This is a genomic window from Sphingomonas sp. CROZ-RG-20F-R02-07 (assembly GCF_022662335.1).
GTDB lineage: Bacteria > Pseudomonadota > Alphaproteobacteria > Sphingomonadales > Sphingomonadaceae > Sphingomonas.
The window spans coordinates 187796-211808 of record NZ_JAKNQJ010000003.1; the positions used below are offsets into that span (position 1 = coordinate 187796).

Consider the following 24013-nt stretch of genomic DNA (forward strand, 5'->3'; position numbering starts at 1 on the left):
ACAAAGAGGAGCGATGCATGCGGGTGATGGTAACGGGCGGTGCGGGCTATATCGGCAGCCATGCGGTGCTGGCGCTGCTCGATGCCGGGCATGCGGTGGTGGTGGTCGACAATCTCGTGACGGGCTTCGCCTGGGCGGTCGATCCGCGCGCCGCGTTGGTGGAGGCGAACGTCGCCGATGACGACCGGGTGCGCGCCGCGATCCGCGACCACGGCGTCGAGGCGATCATGCATTTCGCCGGCTCCGTGGTGGTGCCCGAAAGCGTGGCCGATCCGCTCAAATATTATCGCAACAACACCGCCGCCAGCCGCGCGCTGATCGAGAGCGCGGTGGTGGAGCGCGTGCCGCACTTCATCTTTTCCTCCACCGCCGCGACCTATGGCACGCCCGAACGCGTGCCCGTGGCTGAGGGCGACCCGACCGTGCCGATCAACCCCTATGGCATGTCGAAGCTGATGACCGAGGCGATGCTGCGCGACGTGGCGGCGGCACACCCGATCAACTATGCGGCGCTGCGCTATTTCAACGTGGCGGGCGCCGATCCGGCGGGGCGCAGCGGCCAGTCGACCGTCGGCGCGACCCACCTCATCAAGATCGCGGTCGAGGCCGCCACCGGCAAGCGTGGCCATGTCGGCGTCTACGGCACCGATTTCGCCACGCCCGACGGCACCGGGGTGCGCGATTACATTCATGTGAGCGATCTGGCGGCGGCGCATGTCGCCGCGCTAGACCGGTTGGCGGCGGAGCCGACGCGCAGCCATGTGCTCAACGCCGGCTATGGCCGCGGCTTTTCGGTGCTCGAGGTGCTCGACGCGGTGGACCGCGTGACGAACATGCGGATCGACCGCCGCTTCGAGGGGCGCCGCGCGGGCGATCCGCCGATGCTGATCGCGGACAATGCCGCGATCCTGGCGACGCTCGACTGGCAGCCCGCGCGCGCCGATCTCGACGGCATCGTCCGCGATGCGCTCGCCTGGGAGCGCGCGCTCGCTGATCGGCAGCCATGAGGCTGCGCTCGCTGCTCTTCGTCCCCGGCGACCGGCCCGAACGGATGGCGAAGGCCGCCGCGTTCGATGTGGGCGCGCTGATCCTCGATCTGGAGGACGCGGTCGCGCCCGCGGCCAAGGTGGCGGCGCGGGGCCATGTCGCCGCGTTCCTCGCCCAGCCACGGACGGTGCCGCTGTTCGTCCGCATCAACCCGCTCGATTCGGGGCTGGCGGACGACGATCTCGCCGCGGTGCTGCCCGGCCACCCCGACGGCATCGTGCTGCCCAAGGCGGAGGGGGCAGCGAGCCTCGCCGCGCTCGACGCGAAGCTGGAGGGCGCGATCCGTATCCTGCCGATCGCGACCGAAACCCCGGCCGCGATCTTCGCGCTCGGCAGCTATGGCGGCGTCACGCCGCGGCTGGCCGGGCTGACCTGGGGCGCCGAAGACCTGCCCGCGGCGATCGGCGCGGCCACGTCGCGCGAGCCGGACGGGAGCTATACCGAACCTTACCGGCTTGCGCGCGCGCTCACGCTGTTCGGCGCGCATGCCGCCGGCGTGCCGGCGATCGAGACGGTCTATCCCGATTTCCGCGACCGCGACGGGCTCGCCGCTTATGCCGCGCGCGGCGCGCGCGACGGGTTCACCGGCATGATGGCGATCCACCCGGCGCAACTGCCGGTCATCAACGCCGCCTTCACGCCCGACGCGGCAGCCATCGCCGCGGCCCGGCGGATCGTCGACCTGTTCGCCGCCAACCCCGGCGCGGGCGCGCTTCAGCTCGACGGGCGGATGGTCGATGCGCCGCACCTGAAGGCCGCGCAGACGTTACTCGCGCGCGCCTAGCGCCCGCCACCAGCCGAGCGCCCAGACGGTGCCGAAGCTCCAGCCGGCGAGCACGTCGGTCGGCCAGTGGACCGCGAGATAGACGCGGCTGAACCCGATCAGCCCGACGAGCAGCACCGCCGCCACGGCGACATAGGTCCGCCCCGCCCCCGGCGGCTGCGCCCGCATCGCCAGCAGCGCGACGAGCGACGCCACCGCCGCGCTGTCGGCCGAATGCGCGCTGGGATAGCTGTAATTGCCGACGAGGATCCAGTGCGGCACGACCTCGGGACGCGCCCGTGCGACGATCGCCTTCACGATGTTCACCGCCTGCCCTGCGCTGGCGCTCGCCCCCGCCAGCAGGATCGCATCGCGCCAGTGTCGCCGGGCGAGCAGCCACCCCGCCACGATCGCGACGAGCAGCGTCAGCACCGGCCCGCTGCCAAGCGCGGTAACGTCCGTCACCACGCCCAGCCATCGGCCGCCCGCATCCGCGCGGCGAATGCCGGCCAGAATGGCGGTATCGACGCCCATCGCCACACCCGTGACGAGCCAGCGCCCGACGATCAGCAGCGCCGCGACCGCGGCCGCCCCGATGGCGACGCCGCCGCCCATGGACAACACAGCGCGGCCGCGCAGCCCGTCCACCCCTGTCGCCCGCTCGCCTCGCGTCATCGCATCTCCCTTCAACGCCACGAACCCGAAACGCCGCGCGGTACGTTGGCGCCGCACCACAACAAGGACAATGGCATGAGCATCTTCGGTTCGATCAAGGACGCCATCTTCGGTCACCCCGCGGTCGCCGCTCCCGAGCCCGCCCCGGCAGCCCCCGCCCAAGCCGCCCCCGCCCAGGAAGCTGCGCCAGCTCCGGCGCCGGCCGCCGCACCCGAGACGGTGGACGCTGACGCCGCCCTCGCCAAGATCGCGCATGCCAAGGGCGATCCGGACCTCAATTGGCAGACGTCGATCGTCGATCTGATGAAGCTGCTCGGCCTCGATTCGAGCCTCGCCAACCGCGAACAGCTCGCCACCGAACTCGGTTATACGGGCGAAAAGGACGGTTCGGCCGAGATGAACACCTGGCTCCACGAAGCGGTGATGAACCGCATCCGCACGGGCAAGTGACGCACGATCGCACTGGCCCAAGATAGAATTGCAACTTACGGTTTTGCGCGAGTTTTGGTGTAGATCCCGGTCGCTAGCGGTCCTTCAAGACGCAGAGGCTCGAGTTTCCGTTCCGGATGGAAGGGCGGGTTTCGATGCCGACTTCGGCTGGAAAGGCAACCATGGGCGATCCGGGATCATGCCGATCTCAATGAGCTTAGACGAAGCAGCACCTCATACGGAGTCGCCCGGAGATGCTCCGGAAGCCCGGCCCGGGCTTCGGCGCGCATCCCGGCGACCGGCGAGACCAGTCGGCCGAACGTGCGGTAGGGCGCCCGTAGCTCCGCCGCCAGCGCAGCCTCCTCTGACGGCGGCACGATGCGCTGGCAGGTTTCGGAGACGTCGACGCCCCATGTCCACATCCATTTCAGCGGCGCTTCGCAGAGCGTGCACGTGTCGGCGCGTCGCCACCCGCTATGACAAAACCGCCGATTCCTACATCGGTTTCGTCAGCCTCGCATCAGCAATGTCAGATCAAAAACTGATAGAGCCGCGTCGGCTCCGTCCCGATCGCAGACGAGGGATAGAACCTCAGGCGGCCGACATCCGCGGCCAGCGTCCATTCTGCGGCTCCAGGTGCGGTCTGTTTAAGCGATAGCAACTGGGCGGAGGTGAGGGGGACGAAGCGATCACCCATTGCGAAGAGTGCCAGCGGGCCCTGCATGGCTGCAACACGGGCGGGATGCTGCGCGTCGACGGGTTCCAGCCTCAGCGGGCGGTCAATTGACAACGCGACCTTGTCGCCGTTGCGCCACTCGCGTGCCACCACCGCGAACCGGCCCGGCGCGACGCCGCCCACCGCACGGCCGTTGACCAGCAGCCGCGTCTGCGGTCCCGCCCAGGCGGGAATGCGCAGCCGCAGCGCCATCTTCACCGGGCGCGGCGCCTCGACCGCCATCGCGATGTCGGAACCGAGCGGATAGCCGCCCTGCTGCGTCAGCGTCAGCGCGGGCGCGCCATCGCGGCGCCAGACGACGCGCGACGGGATGTAGAGGTTGACGAACACGCCCTTGTCGTCGCGCAGATAGGCGCTGGGGCCGTAGTCCGCCGCCAGCTGGCCGATCGACCCCGAACAGCAGGGGCAATTATATTCGAAATAGGATTTGGCCCCGATCTCGCTGTAATCGGCATAATAATAGGCCGAGCCATCGGGGCGGAGCGGGAGCGCGCCGAGGCTGGCGTTGTACATCAGCTTTTCCATGGCGTCGCCGTAGCGGCTGTCGCCGGTCGCCCGCATCAGATAGCGTGCGACCTTGAAATGGCCGTACGTGCCGCACGGCGCCTCGAAGCTGCTATGGGTGGTGGTCAGGCTGTTGCCAAGGCCGCCCGAGCCGGGTTCGACGAAGCTCTCGTTCGGCCCCCAGCCGCCCGTCGCCCAGCTCTGGTTCAGCACGAATTGCAGGCCGTTGCGCGCCGCCGCGAGGTGCCGCGGATCGCCGTCGACCATATAGGCGCGCATCGCCGAGGCGAGCGCGTTGACATGGCTGTAGGCATGGCGTCCCGGCAGCACGTTGCGCCCGTCGGCGAGCGGGTTGAAATAGGTGTCGTCGAGCAGATAGGCGCGCGCCAGCCCGTGGAAGCGGTCGCCCGCGCCGCGCTCGGCCGCGATGTAGAAATTCTCCGGCAGCGTATAGGTCTCGTCCCAGCCGAACGCGGCGTTCCGCCCGGGCGGCACCTTGACGAGCTGCCGGTCCTGCGCCCGTCCCGGCAGATAGGGCAGGACGGCGTCGGTCGCAGGACCGATCAGCTTCAACGCCTGCTGGTTGCCGGTGAAGGCATAGGCGTCGAGCAGACCCATCAGCGTCTTGTCGTAGGTGTAGGCGGGAAGCGGATAGTCCTTGTAGAAATCGGGCGTGATCGTCGGCGCGAAGCCGGCGATCAGCCGGTCGACCTTGGCCTTGGCCGCCGCGTCGCCCGACACGGCGTACCCACGCGACAGGGCGGAGATATATTGGCCGAAGCTGTGGCCGGGGATGAAGCCGTGCATGTCGCGCGGAGGGTCGAAACCCTCCGCCGCGTCATACCAGCCGCCCAGCTTGTTCGGCCCGACCGGCAGCCCCGCCGCGACCCGGAACGGCCGCAACAGCGCATCGTCATCCATCGCGATCAGCGCGGCGAGCGTCTGGTCGAACTGCTTGCGCACCGGACCGTCGAGCAGCGTCACGTCGCCATAACCGCATTCGGTCATCAGCGAGCGCCCCGCAGCCGGCGCCGCCGTCACCGCCGCCGCCGCCTGGCCGGCCAGCGCGGCGCCGCCGATCAGTCCGCCCATCCCGGCCAGCACGTCGCGGCGCCCCATGGTCATCCGATCCGTCATCCTCTGCCTTTCCTGCTTTTTGTCTTCTATATTAAAAGCGAAAGCGCGCGCCCACCGAATAGATGCGCCCTTCGTACCGGACGTCCCGCGGATAGATGGGGGCGCCGACATAGCTTCCCCAAGGCTTGCCCAGAAGATTGGTCGCGTCCGCCGTCAGCGTGATGTTCGACAGAATGTCGTAGCTGGCCGACAGATCGAGCCGGCTGATCGCCTTGTTGTACACCGTCGCGAATACGCCCGGCGCGGTGTAGGACGAGATGTAGCGCGAGCGGTCGTTATAGGCGAGGCGAACCGACACCGGCCCCTTTTCGTACAGGCCGATCAGGTTGTAGCTGAACTTCGACACGTTCGGGATCTCGCCCGCGGTGGTCGAGAGGCCCGGTACGGACGGCAGCGTTTCCTTGCCGTCGATATAGGTGCCGTTCGCCTGAATGCCGAAGCCGCTGAGGAAGCCGGGCAGGAAGTCGAAGAAGGTCGAGAACGCCGCCTCGATGCCCTTGATCTGGCCGCTGCCGGCGTTCTGCGGGCGGTAGACGAGGATCGAACCGACCGTCGGATCGGTCTCGCGGGTGCCGAACACGTCGATGAAGCCGTTGATCTTGCGGTAGAAGCCGGCGACCGACACCGAACTGCTGCGGCCGAAATAATATTCCACCGATGCGTCGTAGTTGGTCGATCGGATCGGCTGCAGGTTCGGGTTGCCGCCATTGCCGGTATAGGAGATGTCGCCGCCGATCGTACCCTGCTGGATCACCAGCGCGGGATTGATCTGGTTGAAGCCGGGGCGCGTCAGCGATTTGGTGAAGGCGAGACGGACGAGCAGCTTGCTGGTCAGGTTGGCCTGCAAATTGACGTTGGGCAGGATGTCGACATAGCTCTGCTTGGTGTTGATGGGCGAGAAGGTGGTCGCGCCCGCCACCGTCGTCGACGATGTCGTGCCGCGCAGCGTGTTGTTGGTGACGACCAGCCGCGCACCGATCACGCCTTCGATCGGGATGCCGATGTCGAACGTCAGATGGCCTTGCGCATAGCTTGCGATCGTACGCTCGGTGGCGGCGAAGGAGTTGACCGGATTATAGTCGGGCACCGCCGGCGCCCATACCGCCTGCGCGGCGGCCGATGCGCCCGACGCGACCAGACCCTGGCGGACGAACTGGCGGATCGCGGCCAGATTGTTGACGATCCCGTCGGTCGAGAACTGCCAGTAGCTGTGGAACTGCTGGACGTCGTTACCCTCGAATCCGGGCGCGATGATCCCGCCCGAACTTGCCCCGGGCACCGAGGTGATCGGGATGTTCAGCTGTGGGAAGGACGCGTAGCGATCGCCCGACTGCGAGGAGGCGTCGCGGCTGGCGTAGCGGAAACCGAAATCGAGCTTGGGCAGGAAGGTGATGCCCGTGTCCAGCTTCAACGTGGTCAGCGACTGCCACTGCGAGCCCGCGGAGCGGCTGCGCTGATCGTAGAGCCCGCGGAAATTATAGGCGGAGGGCTGGGTGAAATCGACGCCGCTCGGCGTGAAATCGACGCTGCCCTGCACGTTCAGGTGCACGTCGAGCGAAAGCGGCGACGTGACGACCGTGTCGAACATGTTGTACTGGCTCGACACGACCGATTTGGTGTAGGCCAGATCGGTGGTGATCTCGGCGATGCCGGTGTGCCACTTGGCGCCGATCGCCCCCTGGGTGGTGTCGGACCGGTCCTGCGTCACCCATTTGGACGGGCCGTTCGCCAGCCCGACATTGGCCTGGTAACTCGCCGGCGTCAGGCCGCTGGGAATGAGCACCACATTGTTGAGCGAGGGCGCGCGCGTCTGAACGGCAATGCCGAAGAAATCGTCGCCGCTGCGCCCGCGGTACGCCTGCCACAGGCCGTCGGCATAGATTTCAAGATTGTCGGTGGGGCGCCACTGAAGCGAACCGTTGACCGACGGCCGCTGGCGATAGCCGCGCGCATAATAGAGGCCGATGTCCTGCGGGTAGGTGAAATTGCGTCCGACCGACGCCGGGGTCACCGTCTGGGTGGGCAGCAGATAATCCTGGAAGCCCTGATAGCGGACCGCGTTGAGATAGTTCGCGCGGGTATAGGAGACGTTCAACAGCGCGCCGATCTCGCCGATGCCGGTCTGCCAGCGATCGGAGATCAGAAGGCTGCCATTGGGATCATATTTGTGCGACTCGTCATTGTAGGTGCCGCGCACGGAGCCGGCGAGCTCGAACCCCTTGAAATCGAACGGGCGGCGCAGGCCGATGTTGATGAGGCCGGCGATCCCGCCCTCCAGATTCTCGGCGGTGGTGTTCTTGAACACCTCCAGCTTGGCGAGCGACTGCGCGGGGAAATCCTGGAACGACACGGTGCGTCCGTCGGCGGTGAAGATCTCGCGGCCCTGCAGCGTGGTCTGCACGTTGGGCAGGCCGCGGATGACGACGCTGTTGGCTTCGTCGCGGAAACGTTCGACCTGAACGCCGGTGACGCGGGCGAGCGCCTCTGCGGCGTTGTTGTCGGGGAATTTGCCGATGTCCTCGGCGACCAGCGCATCGACGATCGCCACCGCGTTGCGCTTCAGGTTCTGCGCGCTGGCGAGGCTCTGGCGGAGGCCCGTGACCACGATGTCGCCGCCCGTCGTGGCGTCGCCGGCAGAAGGCGTGGCGGCGTCGCTCGCCTGCGTCTTCTGGGACGACCCGTCGCCCGCATCGGTCCGGAGCGTCGACGTATCGCCCGACGGGATCACGTTGCCGGTCGCGGTCTTGTCCTGAGCGAAGGCGGGACCGGCCAGCGCGAGCGCGAGACCTGCAACCGAGGACGAACGAAGTAGCCGAGACGTTTTCACCATTTTTCCCTCTCCTGATCGTGCGGATCATTGCCCGCTTTCGATGAGCCCAATCTCCGGCACCGGCCGGGCGATGTCAAGCATTTGTAGGGGTAATGGTGAATTTATCGATGTCATTCTTGCTGCCGGCTTCGGTCGGCTCACGGAGTCACTCCATATATCCTTGAAATTTGGGAGTTTTGCCTAGGCTTGCGATTAATATAATCCTCGGAGTAAAACGGTTGAAAGGTTCCAAAGGCGACATGGCCCGGCATTCCGGCGGGACGTCGGACGAAAAGATGTTGGCGGCCGAGCCGACGGGCGGCAAAGCTGCTCGCCTGCGCAATGGTCCGATCGATCGGTGATCCCGATACTACCGTTGTCGCAGGCGAAACGTGAGCGCGTCGGACCCCAAGCGCGGGAGAGAAAATCGGCATGAAGAATGGCACGATAGCCGAGGAAGCAGGGAAAGAACGCGGGTCCGGCAGACGACTGCGCGGCGCGGTGATCCATATGCTCGGCCGCGCGATCCTGACGGGCGAACATAAGCCCGGCGACATTCTTGCGGGGGAAGTGGCCTATGCCGAGGCGCTCGGCGTGTCGCGCGGCGCCTATCGCGAGGCGATCCAGGGGCTGATCGCCAAGGGACTGGTCGAAAGCCGACCCCGAACGGGAACGCGCGTGCTGCCCCGCCAGCGCTGGAACATCCTCGACCCCGACGTTCTCGCCTGGGCGTTCGCCGGCGTTCCGGACATCCGGCTGTTGCGCAGCCTCTTTGAATTACGTTCGGCGGTGGAGCCCTTTGCGGCCCGGCTGGCGGCGGAGCGGCGGAGCGAGGACGATCTGACGATCATGCGCAATGCGCTCGAGGCGATGGATCGACTGACGCTCGCCACCGATGGCGGCCTGGAAGCGGACCGGGCATTTCACGAGGCGATCCTGTGCGCATCGCAGAACGACGCGCTGATCGCATTGAGCTCGAGCATCGCCGCGGGCGTGGAATGGACCACCCGGTTCAAACAGCGCGATCGCGCTCTGCCGCGCGACCCGCTGCCCGATCACCGCCGGGTCTACGAGGCGATCGCCCGAGGCGATCCCGACGCGGCAGCGGCGGCCATGACCGTGCTCATCAAGCTAGCCATCGACGACACTTGGTTTGGCATGGGCGCAATGGTAGGAGTATAGTCACCTCCGCTATAGTTGACCGATTGGGCCTGTTTGGCAAGTCGGTCGTGTACCAGGCTTTCCATGTCTGCCGGCATTGGCATGGCTTTTAACAGGCTGCTGAAAAGGCCAGGGTTTAGCGATAAAGATGGTGTCGTCGCCATTGTCGTAGGCGAATTCGCCCTCAAGCCATACCTGTTCGTTGGCATTGACCGCACCAGCAAGTTCGCGGTGACGCAGTTGGTCGACAAGGCTGACAGGCGGGCGGCGTGGGAGTTCCTCTGACCTGTTCCCCTTTCAGGCCGCTGATAACTTAGCTTCGTCGTCTTTATGCCCGTGGCGAGGGCGGCTCGTAAACTCAGCGGGTGCCAACCCGCCAAGGCTGCTGTGCGGACGCACGGTGTGTAGTCCGTCCGCCATGCCTCGATGATCCGTCTCGCCACAGCCAGCGATGGGAACAGGTGCTCGTTCAGGCACTCGTCGCGCAAGCGACCATTAAACGATTCCACAAAGCCATTCTGTTGCGGCCTCTCGACTTTGCTCAGGAGAGCCTTGCCCGGCGCGATGTAGTGCCAATCGACCCCGGTGTCCTGGCCCAGGACTCGTTGATCATAGCCAGAAGATGACGGTGGCGGATAGCGCGATGGTGAAGAAGAAGACCCTCGGGCAGGGTCGCTTAAAGTATCGATGGTGCCAACTTGTGCCGGACGCGGCATGCAAGTGCATGAGTTGGCGTGGACGGGAGCAGATGATCGATAGAAGCAACACAAGCGCACCTCTGACCGACCAGGTCAGCGCGGCCATGCTTCACAATGTCGGACTATTCCTCAAGAGGGCGGCGGAGGAGATCGCAGCTCATGGCGACGGCTCTAACGCGACCTTCGGTATCGACCGTACGACGCTCGTCACCGTCCTCATGCAGATAGCCGTCGAGCTTTCGGCGACGGCCCTGGTCCTCAAGCATGAGGGGTTCGTCGGCGTGACGAAGCCCAAGGACCTGCCGACGACGGATGCCGAAGCGAAGGCGCTCGGGGAGGAGGCCAAGATCCGAACCATCAACTTCGAGCAGATGAAGCCCAAGGCCGCCAAATACCTGGGGACGAGGCATTCTGGCTTAATGTCGACTTCCTGCAGCGCACCCGGAACAAGCTCGTCCACTTCCATGCGCCGATCATCGAGGAGGATCGGTTCGATCTCAAGTATGACGCCGTGCAGGTCCTCCTGCAGATCATCGATGGTGGGTCCGCCGGGGCTCGAACCCGGGACCTCTCGATTAAAAGTCGCTTGCTCTACCGACTGAGCTACGGACCCCCGCCATCGATGCACCGCGCCCTAGGTCTGCGGTGGCGGGCGGTCAACCGCGCAGAGAGATGGCGCATCGTCAGACCGCTCGTCGGATCGCGCCACTCCGGCGCGATTTCGGCGAGCGGGGCGAGCACGAACGCCCGCATCGGCAGCGCGGCATGCGGTACGCGCAGCCCCGGGTCAGCCCAGATCCCGCCCGACCACAGCAGGATGTCGAGATCGAGCGCCCGCGCCCCCCAGCGCCGCCCCGGACGGCGCCCGAACCGGCGTTCGATCCGCTTCAGCCGCGCCAGCAGTTCGGGGGGCGATTCGTCCGTTGCGATCAGCACCGCGGCGTTGGCGAAGCGGCGGATCGAGGGGCCGAGCGGTGCGGTGCTCCGGATCCGCGACACCGCCATGATGCCGCCGATCGCGTCCAGCGCGGCCGCCAGCGTCGCGGCGGGGTCGCCATATCGCGTCCGGCGATTGCCGCCGAGGCCGATCGCATAGGTTGTCGTGCTCACACAGGCGTCGTACCGCGCCGCGATGGAATTCGCACCCTCCCCGATCCCGCAGACCGAACCGCCGCGCGATTGCCCGCGCTGCCCGCGCCTCGTCGCGTTCCGCGACGAACTGCGCGTCGAATATCCCGATTGGTGGAACGCCCCGGTCAACGCATTCGGCGATCCCGGCGCATGGCTCGGCATCGTCGGCCTGGCGCCGGGCAAACATGGCGCGAACCGCACCGGCCGGCCGTTCACCGGCGATTATGCAGGCCAGCTGCTGTTCGACACGCTCGGCAAGTTCGGCCTGGCCACCGGCACCTATGCCGCCACGCCCGAAGACGATCTGGCACTCGACGGGGCGATCATCATCAACGCGGTGAAATGCCTGCCGCCGCAGAACAAGCCGACGCCCGAGGAGATCCGCACCTGCCGCCCCTTCCTGGAGGGGCAGGCGGCGGTGCTGCCGCAGGCGCGCGTGTTCGTGGCGCTGGGGCAGATCGCCCACCAATCCGCCGTCAAGGTGCTCGGCGGGCGATTGCCCAAATGCAAGTTCGGCCATCTGGCGGAGCACCGGATGCCCGACGGGCGCGTGTTGATCGATAGCTATCACTGCTCGCGCTACAACACGAACACCGGGCGGCTGACCGCGCCGATGTTCGAAGCCGTCTTCGCGCGCGCGCTCGAATTGCGCGATCAGGGCCGAGCGGAGCAGGCCCCAGCCGAGCAGGCCCCAGCCGAGCAGGCCCCAGCCGAGCAGGCCCCAGCCGAGCAGGACTGAGCGGGGCGGATCGCCGCCCCGCCGACGCGATCAGAAGCTCGCGGTGACGGTGCCGACCACCACCGTCTTGGCCGCACGGTGGAAATCGTCCGTGCCGAGCGCGAGATCATAGGGCCGCGTGTCCGACCGGCTGAGATTCGTCCCCACCGCCGAAACGTCGAACGTCAGCATGCGCCATTTGTACGAAACGCCCGCGGCGAAATCGAGATAGTCCTGCGTGGCATAATCGAGCCCCCCCCCGGTATGCCCCAGATGGCTGTGCAGCGAGATCGGGGTTTTCGGAATCGCAAAGCCGAGTTCGCCGAAGACATAGATGTCATAGCGGCTGGGGGTCGCGAAATCCTTGAAATAGGCCTGGTTGGGCGCCCAGTTGATCCCCGCCTTGGTCGAGATCGGGCCGAACGCCTTGCTCACGTCGCCATAGATTTCGAAATAGCTTTCGCTCACCCCGACGGCCTTCCTGCTGCCGGGATAGAGATAGCCATAGACGCCGCCGTCGAGCACGACGCCCGACTTGCCGAGCGAATGGCTGTAGCCGCCATAGACGTCGATCTCGGTCCCGCCGATGTTGACCGCGTCGTTGCCGCTGGCGCTCGACCCCCAGGTGGAGACGTAGAAGCCGGATTTGTGCGTGATCGTGAAGGTGCCCTGGATCACGGGCCGGTTGTCGGATTGCGAGATGCCGCGGAAGCGATATTGGGTGGCCACGTCGACCGCCCCGGTGATGGCGAAATCCGAGGCGGGAGCCGCGGGCGGGGCGGCGGTTTCCGGCGAGGCCGGGGGAACGGACGAATCCTGTGCGAGCGCCGGGCTTGCCGCTGCGACGCCGAGCAGCAGGGCTGCGATAACGAACGATTTCATGGAACCTCCTCTTGGCTATGAGGTCCCACCTGCGCCGAACGATGTCTGGCCTCGTTGCGGGCCGGACTTTGCGTTCGCGGAGAAAACGCTGCCACGGCGGCCGGCAACCGACAACAGCCAATTTCGTTACGCGAACGATTCGCGCAGCGATGTTGCCGAAACTACACGTCCTGCACGAGCCGCCCATAGAGATCGGGCCGGCGATCGCGAAAGAAGCCGAACGCGGCCCGGTGCCGCTTCACGATATCCAGGTCGATCGTCGCGGTGATGACGCCCTCGTCGTCGCGGCCGAGTTCGGCCAGGATGTCGCCGCGCTCGTCGCAGATGAAGCTGGTGCCGTAGAAATGCTGGCCATGCTCCGTTCCGATCCGGTTCGCCGCGACGATCGGCACGACGTTGGAGACCGCATGGCCCACCATCGCACGGCGCCACAGCCGCGCGGTGTCGAGGCTGGTGTCGTGCGGTTCGCTGCCGATCGCCGTCGGGTAGAACAGCATCTCGGCGCCCATCAGCATCATCGCGCGCGCGGTTTCGGGATACCATTGGTCCCAGCAGACGCCGACGCCCAGCTTGCCCGCGGGATGCGGCCAGACCTTGAAGCCGGTGTTGCCGGGGCGGAAGTAGAATTTCTCCTCATAGCCCGGCCCGTCGGGAATGTGGCTCTTGCGATAGACGCCCTGGATCTCGCCATCGGGGCCGATCATCGCCAGGCTGTTGTAATGATGCGGGCCGTCCGCCTCGAAGAAGCTCGTCGGGATCGTCACCTTCAGCGCCTCGGCCAGCGCCTGCATCGCCAGCACCGCCTTGTGCTCGGCGACGGGCGCGGCGTTGGCGAACAGCCCCTCGTCCTCGACTCGGCAGAAATATTCGCCCTCGAACAATTCGGGCGGCAGGATCACCTGCGCACCGCGCGCCGCCGCCTCGTGGACGAGCCGCGAGACATTGGCGATGTTGGTGTCGATATCGGGCGTGAAGCCGAGTTGCAGCGCGGCGACGGTGATCTGGGTCATGCGCGCCAAATAGGGCGGCGCCTGCCCGGCGTCATCCGGGAATCTGCTGGCTGATGCAGTGGAAGCTGCCCCCGCCGGTCAGGATGTGATCCGCCCGCAATCCCACCACGTCGCGATCGGGAAAGATCGCCTGGAACGCCGCGACCGCGGCCTGATCGCCGGGCGCGCCGTACAGTGGCACCACGACGGCGGCGTTGCCGATATAGAAGTTCATATAGCTCGCCGGCACCAATTCGTCGTCGCGCATCACCCGGCCCGGCGATGGCACGGGCACCACCTCCAGCCCGGCGGCATGGGCGCGATCGGCGGCCTGCTGATACACCTGCCAGTTGGGATCATTCTCCGCGCCCACCGGGATCGCCACGCGGCCCGGCGCGACGAACCGGGCGAGATTGTCGACATGGCCGTCGGTATGGTCGTTGTGGAGCCCCTCGCCCAGCCACACGACGCGGTCATAGCCCAGATCGTCCCGCAGCCGCGCCTCGACGCCCTCGCGCGTCAGATTGGGATTGCGATTGGGGTTGAGCAGGCATTGTTCGGTGGTGACGAGCAGCCCCGTGCCGTCGCCATCGATCGCGCCGCCCTCGAGCACCCAGTCGCACGCGATCGCGGGCAGGCCGCGCCATTCGGCCAGGCGGCCGCCGATGCTGTCGTCGCCCGGCAGGTCGTATTTCCCGCCCCAGCCGTTGAAGCGGAACGTGCGTGCGCCGCCCGCCACGACGATCGGCCCGGTGTCGCGCAGCCAGATATCGCCGAACCGCTCGGTCACCACGTCGGCGAACGGCGCCATCGCGCGCGCCGCGGCCGCGGCCTCGTCATCCGCGGCGACGAGCAGCACCGTCTCGCCGCGCCCCTCGGCATGCACCGCGCGCGCGAACGCCACCACCTCCGCGCGCGCCGGTTCCAGATCCTCCGCCCACAATTCGGGATGGCTCGGAAAGCCGATCCACACCGCCTCGTGGCGCGCCCATTCGGCCGCGGGGGCCATCACCGCGCCCCCGCCCGCGACGCATCGCGCACGCCGCGGAATTCCGCGCTCTTATACCAATTGGGCCAGAGACCGGTGTCGTCCGCGAGCTTGCGGCCGAGCGTATAATAGATGTCGAGATCGGCGACCGCGCCCGACCAATCCCAGCGCGCGTCATATTCGTCCTGCGGCTTGTGATAGCGATGCGCGACATAATCCTCGTTCGCGGCATGGCCCGCGGCCTTGCCGCCGACCACCAGATCCTCGCCCGATCCGCCGTCGAGCATCGGCACGCCCAGCTTGGCGAAGCTGAAATGATCCGATCGGTAATAGCCGCCACGCTCGGGATCGGGCTCCGGGCTGATCGTGCGGCCCTCGGCGGCGACGATCGGCTTCACCAGATCCTCGATCTCCGACTTGCCCGCCCCGGTGATGACGAAATCGCGCGCGCGGCCGTTCACGTTCAGCACGTCCATGTTCACCCCGCCGACGGTATGCGCCAGCGGATAGACCGGATGCTCGGCATAATAGCGCGAGCCGAGCAGCCCCGATTCCTCCGCGGTTACCGCGAGGAACGCGATCGACCGCTTGGCCGGCCCCGCCTTGGCCTGCGCCTCGGCCAGCGCCACCAGCCCCGCTACGCCGCTCGCATTGTCGAGCGCGCCGTTGCAGATGCCGTCGCCGTTCACCGGCGTGCAATGGCCCAGATGGTCCCAATGCGCGCTGTACATCACGTAATCGTTCGGGTTCGTGGTGCCCGGCAGCACGCCGATCACGTTCTTGGACGCCTGACGGCGGACGCTGTTGGTGAAGCTGGTCGCGAAGTTCACGCCCAGCGGCACCGCCTTGAACCCCTTGCGCTTCGCCGCTTCGCTCAGCGCCGCGAAATCCTTGCCCGCGCTCGCGAACAGCGCCTCGGCATCGGGCTTCTGGATCCACCCGATCACCTGCGACTGGTCCATATGGTCGCCCTTCTCGTCCAGTTCGAGCTGTGGCCCGGTCCAGGAGGATTGCACCACCGCGAAGGGATAGGCGGCGGGCTCGGTATCGTGGACGATGATGGCGGCTGCCGCGCCATGCTTGGCGGCGTTCTCGTATTTATACGGCCAGCGACCGTACCAGGTCATCGCGCGGCCCTCGAAGGGCCCGTCGCGCGTCATCGTCTGCCAGTCGGGATCGTTGATGAGGATGACGACGGTCTTGCCGCGCACGTCCACCCCGGCATAATCGTCCCACCCCTTTTCGGGCGCGGTGATGCCATAGCCGACGAAGACGACCGGGCTGTCCTTCACGGCGATCCGCGGCACCACGCGGTAGGTGCCGGCCACCATCTGCGTGCGATAGGCCAGGCTGACCGGCGTCTTGCCGCCGGTGAAGACGAACGGCGCCACGTCGTGCGCGGTGATCTGCACCATCGGCACGTCCTGCGTCCATGCGCCGCGGTTGCCGGGCTGCAACCCGGCCGCCTTCATGCGCGCGACGATATAGGCGACGGTCTTCTCCTCCGCGGGCGTCGTCGGCGCACGCCCCTCATACGCGTCCGACGACAGCTCCTTGGTCACCGAGCGCAGCGTGTCGACCGAGATCGCCGGCGCGGTCTGGGCCAGCGCAGGCGTGGCTATGGCCATCAACGGAAACAGGATTTTGGGTTCGAAACGGCGCACGATCTGGTCTCCCGCTAGCGCCGCTTCTCTGGCAGTCTGACGCGCGGCACGCAAGAATGCACGTCGCGAGGAGATCGTCAGCAGCCCGACCGCCCGCGCTTGGCGACGCCAAAAAGGGCGGCCCGTGAGGACCGCCCTTTGGCTATTCCGGGGGGTGGTGCCCGGCGGAGATCAGCGCGAGTAGAACTCGACGACCAGGTTCGGTTCCATCTTCACCGGATAGGGCACCTCGTCCAGCGTCGGGATGCGCGTCAGCGTCACCTTGGCGGTGCCGTCGGGCGCGACGTAATCGGGAATCTCACGCTCGGCGAGGCCCTGTGCTTCCATCACCAGCGCCATTTCCTGCGCCTTCGACCCCAGCGAGATCTCCTGGCCGGCGAAGACGCGGCGCGAAGCGATGTTGCACTTCACGCCGTTGACGCGGATGTGGCCGTGGCTGACGAGCTGGCGCGCGGCGAAGATCGTCGGCGCGAACTTGGCGCGATAGACGATCATGTCGAGGCGCTGCTCGAGCAGGCCGATCAGGTTCTGCGACGTATCGCCCTTCATGCGCGCCGCCTCCTGGTAGCACTGCTTGAACTGCTTCTCGGTCACGTCGCCATAATAGCCCTTCAGCTTCTGCTTGGCGCGAAGCTGGATGCCGAAATCGCTGACCTTGCCCTTGCGGCGCTGGCCATGCTGGCCGGGGCCGTATTCGCGCTTGTTGACGGGCGACTTGGGACGGCCCCAGATGTTCTCGCCCATGCGGCGATCGAGCTTGTACTTGGCGCTATGGCGCTTCGACATGTGATATTCCCTGGCAGATGCTAACGACGAGCCCGCCGCCGTTTCCGGCCGCGGGCCATTCCCGGTCATCGCCTGCTGGAGCCCGAAGGCCGGCAGGGCCGCCGCTTCACCGGGGTGCGGAGCCAATTGCGAAGGCGCGGCCTATGATCGCTGACGCGCAAAAGGTCAAGCCATTGGACAGGCCGCACGCCACCGCTATCAGGCGGCATGACCGATATCCTTCCCGGAGCCCGCTGCACCACGATGGCGGAGGTGCGCGCCGGCGTCGATGCGATCGACCGCGAGCTGGTGGCGCTGCTCGCCCGCCGCTTCGCCTATATGGACGCCGCCGCGCGCATCAAGCCGGGCCGCGAGGCGGTGCGCGACGAGGGCCGCAAGGCGCAGGTGATCGCCAATGCCCGCGCCGCCGCGGCGCAGGCGGGCGTGCCCGACGCCACGATCGCCGATCTGTGGGACGCGCTGGTCGAAGCGTCGATCGCCTATGAGCTCGCCGCCTTCGACCGGACGCGTTAATCGCGCGCGCGGGGCTTTGCGAGAGCCGACAGCACGCCGCGCACCGTCCGCACTTCCGACGACGACCAGCCCGGCTTCGTCAGCAGCGTGCGCAGCATCCGCTGCGTGACGGGCTTGCGGTCCGGCGGGAAATAAAAGCCGGCCTCCGCCAGCATCGAATCGAGCTGCCCGATCATCCCTTCCAGCTCGCCCTGCGGCGCGGGCAGCGGCAGATCGGTCTCGGGCGGGCTCGCCAGCGCGACGTGCTTCGACCATTCATAGGCGACCAGGATCACCGCCTGGGCGAGATTGAGCGAGCCGAATTCGGGGTTGATCGGCACCGTCACGATCGTGCGCGCCAGCGCCACATCGTCGGTTTCCAGCCCCGAACGCTCGGGGCCGAACAGGATGGCGGCGCGCCCCGGCGCCGCATGGATGGCGGCGGCCGCCGCCTCGGGCGTGACGACGGGCTTGGTGACGCCGCGCTTGCGCACCGTGGTCGCATAGACATGCGCGCAATCCGCCACCGCGTCCGCCACGCTGTCGAACAGCCGCGCCTGTTCGATCACCCGGTCCGCACCGCTGGAGGCGGGCAGCGCGGCGGCATTGGGCCAGCCGTCGCGCGGGGCGACGAGGCGCAGCTCGGTCAGGCCGAAATTGAGCATCGCACGCGCCGCCTTGCCGATATTCTCGGCAAGCTGCGGGCGGACGAGTATGATGGCGGGAGCCGGCGCGATCACCCGCGTCCCACCTCTTCGACGCTGCCGGCAAAGGCCTCGAAATCGCGGGCTTCGCTGAAGTCGCGATAGACGCTGGCGAAGCGGATATAAGCGACCGAATCGAGATTCTTCAGCCCGTCCATCACCATCTCGCCGATCCGCTTCGACGTCACGTCGCTTTCGCCGAGCGTCTCGAGCTGGCGTTGAATGCCGCTCACCAGCTTTTCCAGGCGGAGCGCATCGATCGGGCGCTTGCGCGCCGCGATCGATACCGAGCGGAGGAGTTTGTCGCGATCGAACGGCTCGCGCCGCTCCTCGCTCTTCAGCACCACCAGATCGCGGAGCTGAATCCGCTCGAACGTGGTGAAGCGCGCCGCGCACCCCTCGCACTGCCGCCGCCGCCGGATCGCCGCCCCGTCTTCGGTGGGGCGGCTGTCCTTCACCTGGCTGTCGTCATGGCCGCAAAAGGGGCAGCGCATTCAGCCCTTCTTGTTCTTGTAATAGGCGTAACCGGCGCCCGCTGCGGCACCGATGATCGGGCCGACGAAGGGCAGCGGGATCGCGACCACGGCGCCGATCGCGCCCCATTTGGCCATGCTGCGGCCGAGCTTGGGGTCGTTCTTGATCTCGTTCGGCACGTCCTGGATCGCCATGGTCTTATCCTTCGTAGATGGGAAAGCGCGCACACAGCGCACGCACGCGGGTCCTAACGTCCGCCTCGACCTCCGGGTCCCCATGTTCGCCCTTTTTGGCGAGCCCGTCGAGCACGTCGGCGACCATATGGCCGATCTCGCGGAACTCGACGGGGCCGAAGCCGCGCGTCGTGCCGGCGGGGCTGCCGACGCGGATGCCGCTCGTCTTCACCGGCGGCAGCGGATCGTTGGGGATGCCGTTCTTGTTGCAGGTGATCCCTGCACGCTCCAGCGCCTCGTCCGCATCGCGCCCGGTGATGCCGAGCGGGGTGAGGTCGATCAGCGCCAGATGCGTGTCGGTGCCGCCCGACACCACGTCCGATCCGCGTTCCTTCAGCGTGGCCGCGAGCACTTGGGCATTCTCGACGACGGCGGCGATGTAGCGCTGGAAATCGGGCTGGAGCGCCTCGCCGAACGCCACCGCCTTCGCCGCGATCACATGCATCAACGGGCCGCCCTGGAGCCCAGGAAAGACCGCCGAATTAATCTTCTTGGCGATTGCCTCGTCGTTCGTCATCACCATGCCGCCGCGCGGACCCCGCAGCGTCTTGTGCGTCGTGGTGGTGACGACATGCGCATGGCCGAACGGCGTCGGATGCAGCCCCGCAGCCACGATCCCGGCGAAATGCGCCATGTCGACCATGAAATAGGCGCCGACCTTGTCCGCGATCGCGCGAAAGCGGGCGAAGTCGATCGTGCGCGGATAGGCCGAACCACCGGCGATGATGAGCTTGGGGCTATGCGCGACCGCCAGCGCCTCGACCTGATCGTAATCGATCAGATGCGTCTCGGCATCGACACCATATTGCACCGCGTTGAACCATTTGCCCGACATCGCGGCCTTGGCGCCGTGAGTCAGGTGCCCGCCCGCATCGAGGCTCATGCCCAGGATCGTCTCGCCCGGCTTCACCAAAGCGAGCATCACCGCGCCGTTCGCCTGCGCGCCCGAATGCGGCTGCACATTGACGAAGCCGCAGCCGAAGATCTGCTTGGCGCGCTCGATCGCGAGCGTCTCCACCTCGTCCGACGGCGCGCAGCCCTGATAGTAACGCTTGCCCGGATAGCCCTCGGCATATTTGTTGGTGAACACCGAGCCTTGCGCCTCGAGCACCGCCCTGGAGACGATGTTCTCCGACGCGATCAGCTCGATCTGGGTCTGCTCGCGCTCCAGCTCGTGGCTGATCCCTGCGAAGATCGCGGAGTCGGCATCGGCCAGGCCGCGGGTGAAGAAGCCGGCGTCGCGGACATAAGTCCGGGCGTCGTGGAGTTCGCGGGGCTGGGTGCTCATGCGGGATCCTTTGGGGAAAGCTTGTCGACGCGCGGCTGGTGGCGGCCGCCGGAGAAGTCACTGGTCAGAAAGGCCTCGACGCAAGCCTTGGCCATGTCCTCGCCCACCAGCCGCGCGCCGATCGCGATGGCGTTGGCGTCGTTGTGCGAGCGCGCCAGCCGGGCCGAGACGGGCTCGCTCACCGTCGCGCAGCGGCATGCGGGGTTGCGGTTGGCGGCGATCGCGATGCCGATGCCCGAACCGCACAGCGCCACCCCGCGATCGGCCCGGCCATCGGCCAGCGCGGCGGCGAGCGCGAAACCATAATCGGGATAATCGACGCTCTGGGGGCCATCGGTGCCGAGATCGAGCACGTCATGGCCCGCCGCGCGCAGCCATTCGGCAAGCGACGCCTTCAGCGCCACGGCGGCATGATCGGATGCGAGGGCGATGCGCATCGGCGGGTCCTGGATCTGGGGTCGAAGACCGGTGTCTTTACCGACGGGCGCGCGGCTTGGCCACCCTTCGCGCATCGGCTAGGCTCGCAGGCGTGAGCACGATCCCCGATCCCGCCCCACGCCGGTCCGCCGATGCGGATGCCGCCCGCGCGCGCCTGTCCGACGCGCTGGTGCGCACCGGCAGCGAGGATCGCTCGGCGTTCCGCGACCTCTATGCGCTGACGCATGCGAAGCTTTTCGGCATCTGCCTGCGTATCTGCGGTGATCGGCAGGCGGCAGAGGATGTGTTGCACGACGTATATCTCCTGATCTGGCGCCGCGCGGGCGCATGGGAGCCGGGCCGGTCAAGCCCGATCACCTGGCTCGCCACGATCGCGCGCAACCGCGCGATCGACTGGCGCCGCGCGCAAGCCGTGCGACGCGCCACCCCGATCGACGACGCCCCGCCGATCGCCGACGAGCGCCCCGATGCGGAAGCGACGATGCTGTCGGGCGATGCCGCCACGCGGCTGATGGCGTGTCTCGAAGCGCTGGAGCCACGCCAGCGCAGCGCGATCCGCACCGCCTTTTTCGACGGCGTCACCTATGTCGAGCTGGCGGAACGCAGCGCGGTGCCGCTGGGAACGATGAAGAGCTGGGTGAGACGGGGGCTGGGAAAGTTGAAGGAGTGCCTGGGCGATGACTGACGAAGCCGATATCCCGGGCGACACCAGCGCGGCCGAACTGGCGCTCGGCCTGCTCGACGGCGAGGAACGCGCCACGGCACTTCGCCGCGTCCTCGCCGACCCCGATTATGCGCGCGCGGTGGAGGGCTGGCGGATGCGGTTCGCGCAACTGTTCGACCTCTGGCCCGAAGCGGAGGCGCCCGAGGGGCTGATCGACCGGATCGATGCCGGCATCGGCGGCCCGGCGCCAATTTCGCGGCTGCGCATGCCCTGGCCGGCGCTGGCGATCGGCAGCAGCGCGGTCGCCGCCGCGCTGCTGGTGTTCGTCGCGGTGCGCCCGCCGGCGCCGGCGCCGGTGCCGGCGCCCGTCCTGGTGGCGGCGCGGCCGGGCCCGCTGCTGGTGGCGTCGATGGATGCCAAGGCGGCGCCCGTGCCGGCGGTGTTCGATTCGCGTGGCGGATCGCTGCGCGTGGCGTCCGCGCCCGAGACGCCGCCCGCGCGCGTCGCGCAGCTCTGGGTGATCGGCCGCGACGGGGTGCCGCATGCGCTCGCGCTGCTCGGCGCGCGCGCGCAGGTCGTGAACCTGTCGGCCGCCGACCGCGCGCGGATCGCGGCGGGCGCCACGCTCGCGATCTCGATCGAACCGCTGGGCGGATCGCCGACCGGTCTGCCGACCGGGCCGGTGGTGGCGAAGGGCGTGCTCGGCGCGGTATGAGCCTGCCGCGTCTCGCCTATGGCCTGGGGCTCGCCGGTCTGCTGCCGCAGATCGCCGTGGTGGCCGTGATCGCGAGCGGCGATCCGTTCGGCCGCTACACCGCGCTGGCGCTCGGCTATGCCTATGCCGCGCTCATCCTCAGCTTTCTGGGCGGGCTGTGGTGGGGGCTGGCGGCGAAGGCCGACGCGCCGCCGCGCTGGCTGTGGTTCGCCGCGGTCGCGCCATCGCTGGTCGCGCTGGCCAGCGCCTGGCCCTGGGCGGTGGGGCTCGCCTGGCCGGGGCCGTCGCTGGTCGCGCTGGGCGTGGCGCTGATCGCCGCGCTCGCGGTGGACCAGGCGCTGGTCCGCGCGGGGCTGGCGCCCGCCGGCTGGATGGCGCTGCGGTTGCCGCTCTCGCTGGGACTCGGAGTGCTGACGATCGTCGCCGGGATCGCCTGACCGGCGCCGGCCGGCTGGGGTTCGAGACGTTACCTTGATCCGTTCGCCCGGAGCTTGTCGAAGCCTGTCCTGAGCTCCACCGAAGGGGCCTGTACCGACTGCGAAGCCACGCCTGCGGACGGCGTGCTTCGACAAGCTCGGCACGAACGGATCAGGCAATCGGATCGAGCTGAGTCGTCCCGCCCTAGCATCAGGCCGCCTTGCGCAACGCCAGTCGGCCCCAGATCTCTACCAGCGCGTCGGTCAGCTCGCGCATCATGGCCGGGGTATGCGCGGGGCCAGGGGTGAAGCGCAGCCGCTCGGTGCCGCGCGGCACGGTCGGATAATTGATCGGCTGCACGTACACGCCATATTCGGCGAGCAGCACGTCGCTGATCTTCTTGGCCTTGACCGGATCGCCGACCATCAGCGGCACGATGTGCGTATCGCCGATCATCACCGGCAGCCCGGCCTCGGCGAACATTCCCTTCAGCAGCGCCGCGCTCGCCTGCTGCCCTTCGCGCTCCGCGCTCGAGCCCTTCAGGTGGCGCACGCTCGCCAGCACGCCCGCCACGAGCACGGGCGACAGCGAGGTCGTGAAGATGAAGCCGGGCGCATAGCTGCGAATCACGTCGATGATCGTCCGGCTGGCGGCGATATAGCCGCCCATCACGCCGAACGCCTTGCCGAGCGTTCCCTCGATGATCGTCAGCCGATCCGCCACGCCCTCGCGCTCTGAGATCCCGCCGCCGCGTGCGCCGTACATGCCGACCGCATGGACCTCGTCGAGATAGGTGAGCGCGTTGTACCGGTCGGCCAGGTCGCAGATCGCGGCGATGGGCGCGACGTCGCCCTCCATCGAATAGACGCTCTCGAACGCGATCAGCTTGGGCACCGAGGGATCCTCGGCCGCCAGCAATGCCTCCAGATGCGCGAGGTCGTTGTGACGAAACACGCGTTTCTCGCATCCGGAATTGCGGATGCCCGCGATCATCGAGGCGTGGTTCAGTTCGTCCGAGAAGATCACGCAGCCGGGCAGGATCTTCGCCAGCGTCGCCAGCGTCGCCTCGTTGGAGACATAGCCGCTGGTGAAGAGCAGCGCCGCCTCCTTGTCGTGCAGGTCGGCCAGCTCGCCTTCCAGATCGACGTGATAATGCGTGTTGCCGCCGATGTTGCGCGTGCCGCCCGAGCCCGCGCCCACGTCGTGGAGCGCCTCCTCCATCGCCGCGATCACCTTGGGATGCTGGCCCATTGCGAGATAGTCGTTCGAACACCAGACGGTGATCGGCTTGGGACCGTTATGCCCGGCAAAGCAGCGCGCGTTGGGAAAGGAGCCCTTGTTGCGCAGGATGTCGATGAAGACGCGGTAGCGGCCCTCGGCGTGGAGCCGGTCGATCGCCTGCGTGAAAACGCGGGAATAGTCCACGCGCACGTCCATGGACTCGCTGTTCATGCGCGACACTTAGGACGCG

25 protein-coding genes, 1 tRNA gene and 1 pseudogene are annotated in these 24013 nt (G+C 67.5%); 10 read left to right on the top strand and 17 right to left on the bottom strand.

Annotated features, from left to right (window positions below; all coding sequences use genetic code 11):
- The first annotated feature begins 17 nt into the window (after positions 1-17).
- On the top strand, positions 18-1007 hold the full coding sequence (gene galE, locus L8H00_RS06580; RefSeq protein ID WP_242096451.1) for a UDP-glucose 4-epimerase GalE: 990 nt from the start codon (positions 18-20) through the stop codon (positions 1005-1007).
- Positions 1004-1831, top strand: a complete 828-nt coding sequence (locus L8H00_RS06585) for a CoA ester lyase (RefSeq protein ID WP_242096452.1) — start codon at positions 1004-1006, stop codon at positions 1829-1831. The genes galE and L8H00_RS06585 overlap by 4 nt, the downstream gene beginning before the upstream one ends.
- Here L8H00_RS06585 and L8H00_RS06590 read toward each other — a convergent pair.
- Entirely contained in the window at positions 1814-2485 is a 672-nt protein-coding gene (locus tag L8H00_RS06590; RefSeq protein ID WP_242096453.1) for a phosphatase PAP2 family protein, read from the bottom strand. The genes L8H00_RS06585 and L8H00_RS06590 overlap by 18 nt on opposite strands.
- A 75-nt stretch (positions 2486-2560) precedes the next feature.
- Here L8H00_RS06590 and L8H00_RS06595 point away from each other — a divergent pair, with 75 nt between their 5' ends.
- The gene (locus tag L8H00_RS06595) at positions 2561-2935 is read left to right on the top strand and encodes a DUF3597 domain-containing protein (protein WP_242096454.1); all 375 of its coding nucleotides are present in this window, start codon (positions 2561-2563) and stop codon (positions 2933-2935) included.
- 508 nt (positions 2936-3443) lie between these two features.
- Here the strand turns inward: L8H00_RS06595 and L8H00_RS06600 are convergent.
- Positions 3444-5291, bottom strand: a complete 1848-nt coding sequence (locus L8H00_RS06600; protein WP_242096455.1) for a beta-L-arabinofuranosidase domain-containing protein — start codon at positions 5289-5291, stop codon at positions 3444-3446.
- Between the two features lie 31 nt (positions 5292-5322).
- On the bottom strand, positions 5323-8121 hold the full coding sequence (locus L8H00_RS06605) for a TonB-dependent receptor (RefSeq protein ID WP_242096456.1): 2799 nt from the start codon (positions 8119-8121) through the stop codon (positions 5323-5325).
- A gap of 411 nt (positions 8122-8532) precedes the next feature.
- On the opposite strand from L8H00_RS06605, the gene L8H00_RS06610 reads away from it, so the two are divergent.
- Both L8H00_RS06610 and L8H00_RS06615 read left to right on the top strand, forming a co-directional pair.
- Complete coding sequence (locus tag L8H00_RS06610; protein WP_242096457.1) at positions 8533-9282, top strand: FadR/GntR family transcriptional regulator; 750 nt, start codon at positions 8533-8535, stop codon at positions 9280-9282.
- 63 nt (positions 9283-9345) lie between these two features.
- Positions 9346-9546, top strand: coding sequence for a hypothetical protein (locus L8H00_RS06615; RefSeq protein ID WP_242096458.1), 201 nt, complete (start codon positions 9346-9348; stop codon positions 9544-9546).
- Between the two features lie 12 nt (positions 9547-9558).
- Here L8H00_RS06615 and L8H00_RS06620 read toward each other — a convergent pair.
- From L8H00_RS06620 to folK, 3 genes and pseudogenes are all read right to left on the bottom strand, one after another.
- A pseudogene (locus L8H00_RS06620) lies at positions 9559-9845 on the bottom strand (transposase); the annotation flags it as partial.
- A 651-nt stretch (positions 9846-10496) separates the two neighbouring features.
- Positions 10497-10572 (bottom strand) — tRNA-Lys (locus L8H00_RS06625).
- Positions 10563-11069: a 2-amino-4-hydroxy-6-hydroxymethyldihydropteridine diphosphokinase gene (folK, locus tag L8H00_RS06630; RefSeq protein WP_242096459.1), complete on the bottom strand. Its 507-nt coding sequence runs from the start codon at positions 11067-11069 to the stop codon at positions 10563-10565. Before folK ends, L8H00_RS06625 begins: the two co-directional genes overlap by 10 nt.
- Positions 11070-11091: 22 nt before the next feature.
- On the opposite strand from folK, the gene L8H00_RS06635 reads away from it, so the two are divergent.
- Positions 11092-11829 carry a uracil-DNA glycosylase gene (locus L8H00_RS06635; protein ID WP_242096460.1) on the top strand — a complete coding sequence of 246 codons (738 nt, stop codon included), beginning with the start codon at positions 11092-11094 and terminating at the stop codon, positions 11827-11829.
- 30 nt (positions 11830-11859) lie between these two features.
- On the opposite strand, the gene L8H00_RS06640 is transcribed toward L8H00_RS06635, so the two are convergent.
- The 5 genes from L8H00_RS06640 to rpsD all read right to left on the bottom strand — a co-directional run bounded on the left by L8H00_RS06640 (position 11860) and on the right by rpsD (position 17117).
- Complete coding sequence (locus L8H00_RS06640; RefSeq protein ID WP_242096461.1) at positions 11860-12690, bottom strand: TorF family putative porin; 831 nt, start codon at positions 12688-12690, stop codon at positions 11860-11862.
- A 161-nt stretch (positions 12691-12851) separates the two neighbouring features.
- Positions 12852-13700 carry an N-carbamoylputrescine amidase gene (gene aguB, locus L8H00_RS06645; protein WP_242096694.1) on the bottom strand — a complete coding sequence of 283 codons (849 nt, stop codon included), beginning with the start codon at positions 13698-13700 and terminating at the stop codon, positions 12852-12854.
- A 31-nt stretch (positions 13701-13731) separates the two neighbouring features.
- On the bottom strand, positions 13732-14688 hold the full coding sequence (locus L8H00_RS06650) for an agmatine deiminase family protein (protein ID WP_242096462.1): 957 nt from the start codon (positions 14686-14688) through the stop codon (positions 13732-13734).
- Positions 14688-16295 carry a M28 family peptidase gene (locus L8H00_RS06655; RefSeq protein ID WP_242096695.1) on the bottom strand — a complete coding sequence of 536 codons (1608 nt, stop codon included), beginning with the start codon at positions 16293-16295 and terminating at the stop codon, positions 14688-14690. The genes L8H00_RS06650 and L8H00_RS06655 overlap by 1 nt, the downstream gene beginning before the upstream one ends.
- A 207-nt stretch (positions 16296-16502) precedes the next feature.
- Positions 16503-17117: a 30S ribosomal protein S4 gene (rpsD, locus tag L8H00_RS06660; RefSeq protein ID WP_242096463.1), complete on the bottom strand. Its 615-nt coding sequence runs from the start codon at positions 17115-17117 to the stop codon at positions 16503-16505.
- Between the two features lie 207 nt (positions 17118-17324).
- On the opposite strand from rpsD, the gene L8H00_RS06665 reads away from it, so the two are divergent.
- On the top strand, positions 17325-17630 hold the full coding sequence (locus L8H00_RS06665) for a chorismate mutase (protein ID WP_242096464.1): 306 nt from the start codon (positions 17325-17327) through the stop codon (positions 17628-17630).
- On the opposite strand, the gene L8H00_RS06670 is transcribed toward L8H00_RS06665, so the two are convergent.
- Genes L8H00_RS06670 through L8H00_RS06690 form a run of 5 tightly spaced genes read right to left on the bottom strand, consistent with a single transcriptional unit; the run spans position 17627 to position 20745 of the window.
- Positions 17627-18349: an RNA methyltransferase gene (locus L8H00_RS06670; protein ID WP_242096465.1), complete on the bottom strand. Its 723-nt coding sequence runs from the start codon at positions 18347-18349 to the stop codon at positions 17627-17629. The genes L8H00_RS06665 and L8H00_RS06670 overlap by 4 nt on opposite strands.
- Positions 18346-18807 (bottom strand): transcriptional regulator NrdR, encoded by a 462-nt coding sequence (nrdR, locus tag L8H00_RS06675; protein ID WP_242096466.1) that lies wholly within the window; start codon positions 18805-18807, stop codon positions 18346-18348. Before nrdR ends, L8H00_RS06670 begins: the two co-directional genes overlap by 4 nt.
- A complete protein-coding gene (locus tag L8H00_RS06680) occupies positions 18808-18981 on the bottom strand; it encodes a hypothetical protein (protein ID WP_242096467.1) in 174 nt (57 codons plus the stop codon).
- Positions 18982-18985: 4 nt separating this feature from the next.
- Entirely contained in the window at positions 18986-20308 is a 1323-nt protein-coding gene (gene glyA, locus L8H00_RS06685; protein WP_242096468.1) for a serine hydroxymethyltransferase, read from the bottom strand.
- Positions 20305-20745, bottom strand: a complete 441-nt coding sequence (locus tag L8H00_RS06690; RefSeq protein ID WP_242096469.1) for an RpiB/LacA/LacB family sugar-phosphate isomerase — start codon at positions 20743-20745, stop codon at positions 20305-20307. The genes glyA and L8H00_RS06690 overlap by 4 nt, the downstream gene beginning before the upstream one ends.
- 92 nt (positions 20746-20837) lie before the next feature.
- Between L8H00_RS06690 and L8H00_RS06695 the strand changes: the two genes are divergently transcribed.
- Genes L8H00_RS06695 through L8H00_RS06705 form a run of 3 tightly spaced genes read left to right on the top strand, consistent with a single transcriptional unit; the run spans position 20838 to position 22562 of the window.
- The gene (locus tag L8H00_RS06695) at positions 20838-21431 is read left to right on the top strand and encodes a sigma-70 family RNA polymerase sigma factor (RefSeq protein ID WP_242096470.1); all 594 of its coding nucleotides are present in this window, start codon (positions 20838-20840) and stop codon (positions 21429-21431) included.
- Positions 21424-22125, top strand: coding sequence for an anti-sigma factor (locus tag L8H00_RS06700; protein ID WP_242096471.1), 702 nt, complete (start codon positions 21424-21426; stop codon positions 22123-22125). The genes L8H00_RS06695 and L8H00_RS06700 overlap by 8 nt, the downstream gene beginning before the upstream one ends.
- Positions 22122-22562, top strand: a complete 441-nt coding sequence (locus L8H00_RS06705) for a DUF3429 domain-containing protein (RefSeq protein WP_242096472.1) — start codon at positions 22122-22124, stop codon at positions 22560-22562. Before L8H00_RS06700 ends, L8H00_RS06705 begins: the two co-directional genes overlap by 4 nt.
- Before the next feature lie 190 nt (positions 22563-22752).
- Here the strand turns inward: L8H00_RS06705 and hemA are convergent, their stop codons facing one another.
- On the bottom strand, positions 22753-23994 hold the full coding sequence (hemA, locus tag L8H00_RS06710; RefSeq protein WP_277924305.1) for a 5-aminolevulinate synthase: 1242 nt from the start codon (positions 23992-23994) through the stop codon (positions 22753-22755).
- Positions 23995-24013: the final 19 nt, after the last annotated feature.

Coding starts and splice junctions, on each gene's coding strand:
- galE (WP_242096451.1), top strand. CDS start 18: ATGCGGGTGATGGTAACGGGCGGTGCGGGCTATATCGGCAGCCATGCG.
- L8H00_RS06585 (WP_242096452.1), top strand. CDS start 1,004: ATGAGGCTGCGCTCGCTGCTCTTCGTCCCCGGCGACCGGCCCGAACGG.
- L8H00_RS06590 (WP_242096453.1), bottom strand. CDS start 2,485: ATGACGCGAGGCGAGCGGGCGACAGGGGTGGACGGGCTGCGCGGCCGC.
- L8H00_RS06595 (WP_242096454.1), top strand. CDS start 2,561: ATGAGCATCTTCGGTTCGATCAAGGACGCCATCTTCGGTCACCCCGCG.
- L8H00_RS06600 (WP_242096455.1), bottom strand. CDS start 5,291: ATGACGGATCGGATGACCATGGGGCGCCGCGACGTGCTGGCCGGGATG.
- L8H00_RS06605 (WP_242096456.1), bottom strand. CDS start 8,121: ATGGTGAAAACGTCTCGGCTACTTCGTTCGTCCTCGGTTGCAGGTCTC.
- L8H00_RS06610 (WP_242096457.1), top strand. CDS start 8,533: ATGAAGAATGGCACGATAGCCGAGGAAGCAGGGAAAGAACGCGGGTCC.
- L8H00_RS06615 (WP_242096458.1), top strand. CDS start 9,346: ATGTCTGCCGGCATTGGCATGGCTTTTAACAGGCTGCTGAAAAGGCCA.
- L8H00_RS06635 (WP_242096460.1), top strand. CDS start 11,092: ATGGAATTCGCACCCTCCCCGATCCCGCAGACCGAACCGCCGCGCGAT.
- L8H00_RS06640 (WP_242096461.1), bottom strand. CDS start 12,690: ATGAAATCGTTCGTTATCGCAGCCCTGCTGCTCGGCGTCGCAGCGGCA.
- aguB (WP_242096694.1), bottom strand. CDS start 13,700: ATGACCCAGATCACCGTCGCCGCGCTGCAACTCGGCTTCACGCCCGAT.
- L8H00_RS06650 (WP_242096462.1), bottom strand. CDS start 14,688: ATGGCCCCCGCGGCCGAATGGGCGCGCCACGAGGCGGTGTGGATCGGC.
- L8H00_RS06655 (WP_242096695.1), bottom strand. CDS start 16,295: ATGGCCATAGCCACGCCTGCGCTGGCCCAGACCGCGCCGGCGATCTCG.
- rpsD (WP_242096463.1), bottom strand. CDS start 17,117: ATGTCGAAGCGCCATAGCGCCAAGTACAAGCTCGATCGCCGCATGGGC.
- L8H00_RS06665 (WP_242096464.1), top strand. CDS start 17,325: ATGACCGATATCCTTCCCGGAGCCCGCTGCACCACGATGGCGGAGGTG.
- nrdR (WP_242096466.1), bottom strand. CDS start 18,807: ATGCGCTGCCCCTTTTGCGGCCATGACGACAGCCAGGTGAAGGACAGC.
- L8H00_RS06680 (WP_242096467.1), bottom strand. CDS start 18,981: ATGGCGATCCAGGACGTGCCGAACGAGATCAAGAACGACCCCAAGCTC.
- glyA (WP_242096468.1), bottom strand. CDS start 20,308: ATGAGCACCCAGCCCCGCGAACTCCACGACGCCCGGACTTATGTCCGC.
- L8H00_RS06690 (WP_242096469.1), bottom strand. CDS start 20,745: ATGCGCATCGCCCTCGCATCCGATCATGCCGCCGTGGCGCTGAAGGCG.
- L8H00_RS06700 (WP_242096471.1), top strand. CDS start 21,424: ATGACTGACGAAGCCGATATCCCGGGCGACACCAGCGCGGCCGAACTG.
- L8H00_RS06705 (WP_242096472.1), top strand. CDS start 22,122: ATGAGCCTGCCGCGTCTCGCCTATGGCCTGGGGCTCGCCGGTCTGCTG.
- hemA (WP_277924305.1), bottom strand. CDS start 23,994: ATGAACAGCGAGTCCATGGACGTGCGCGTGGACTATTCCCGCGTTTTC.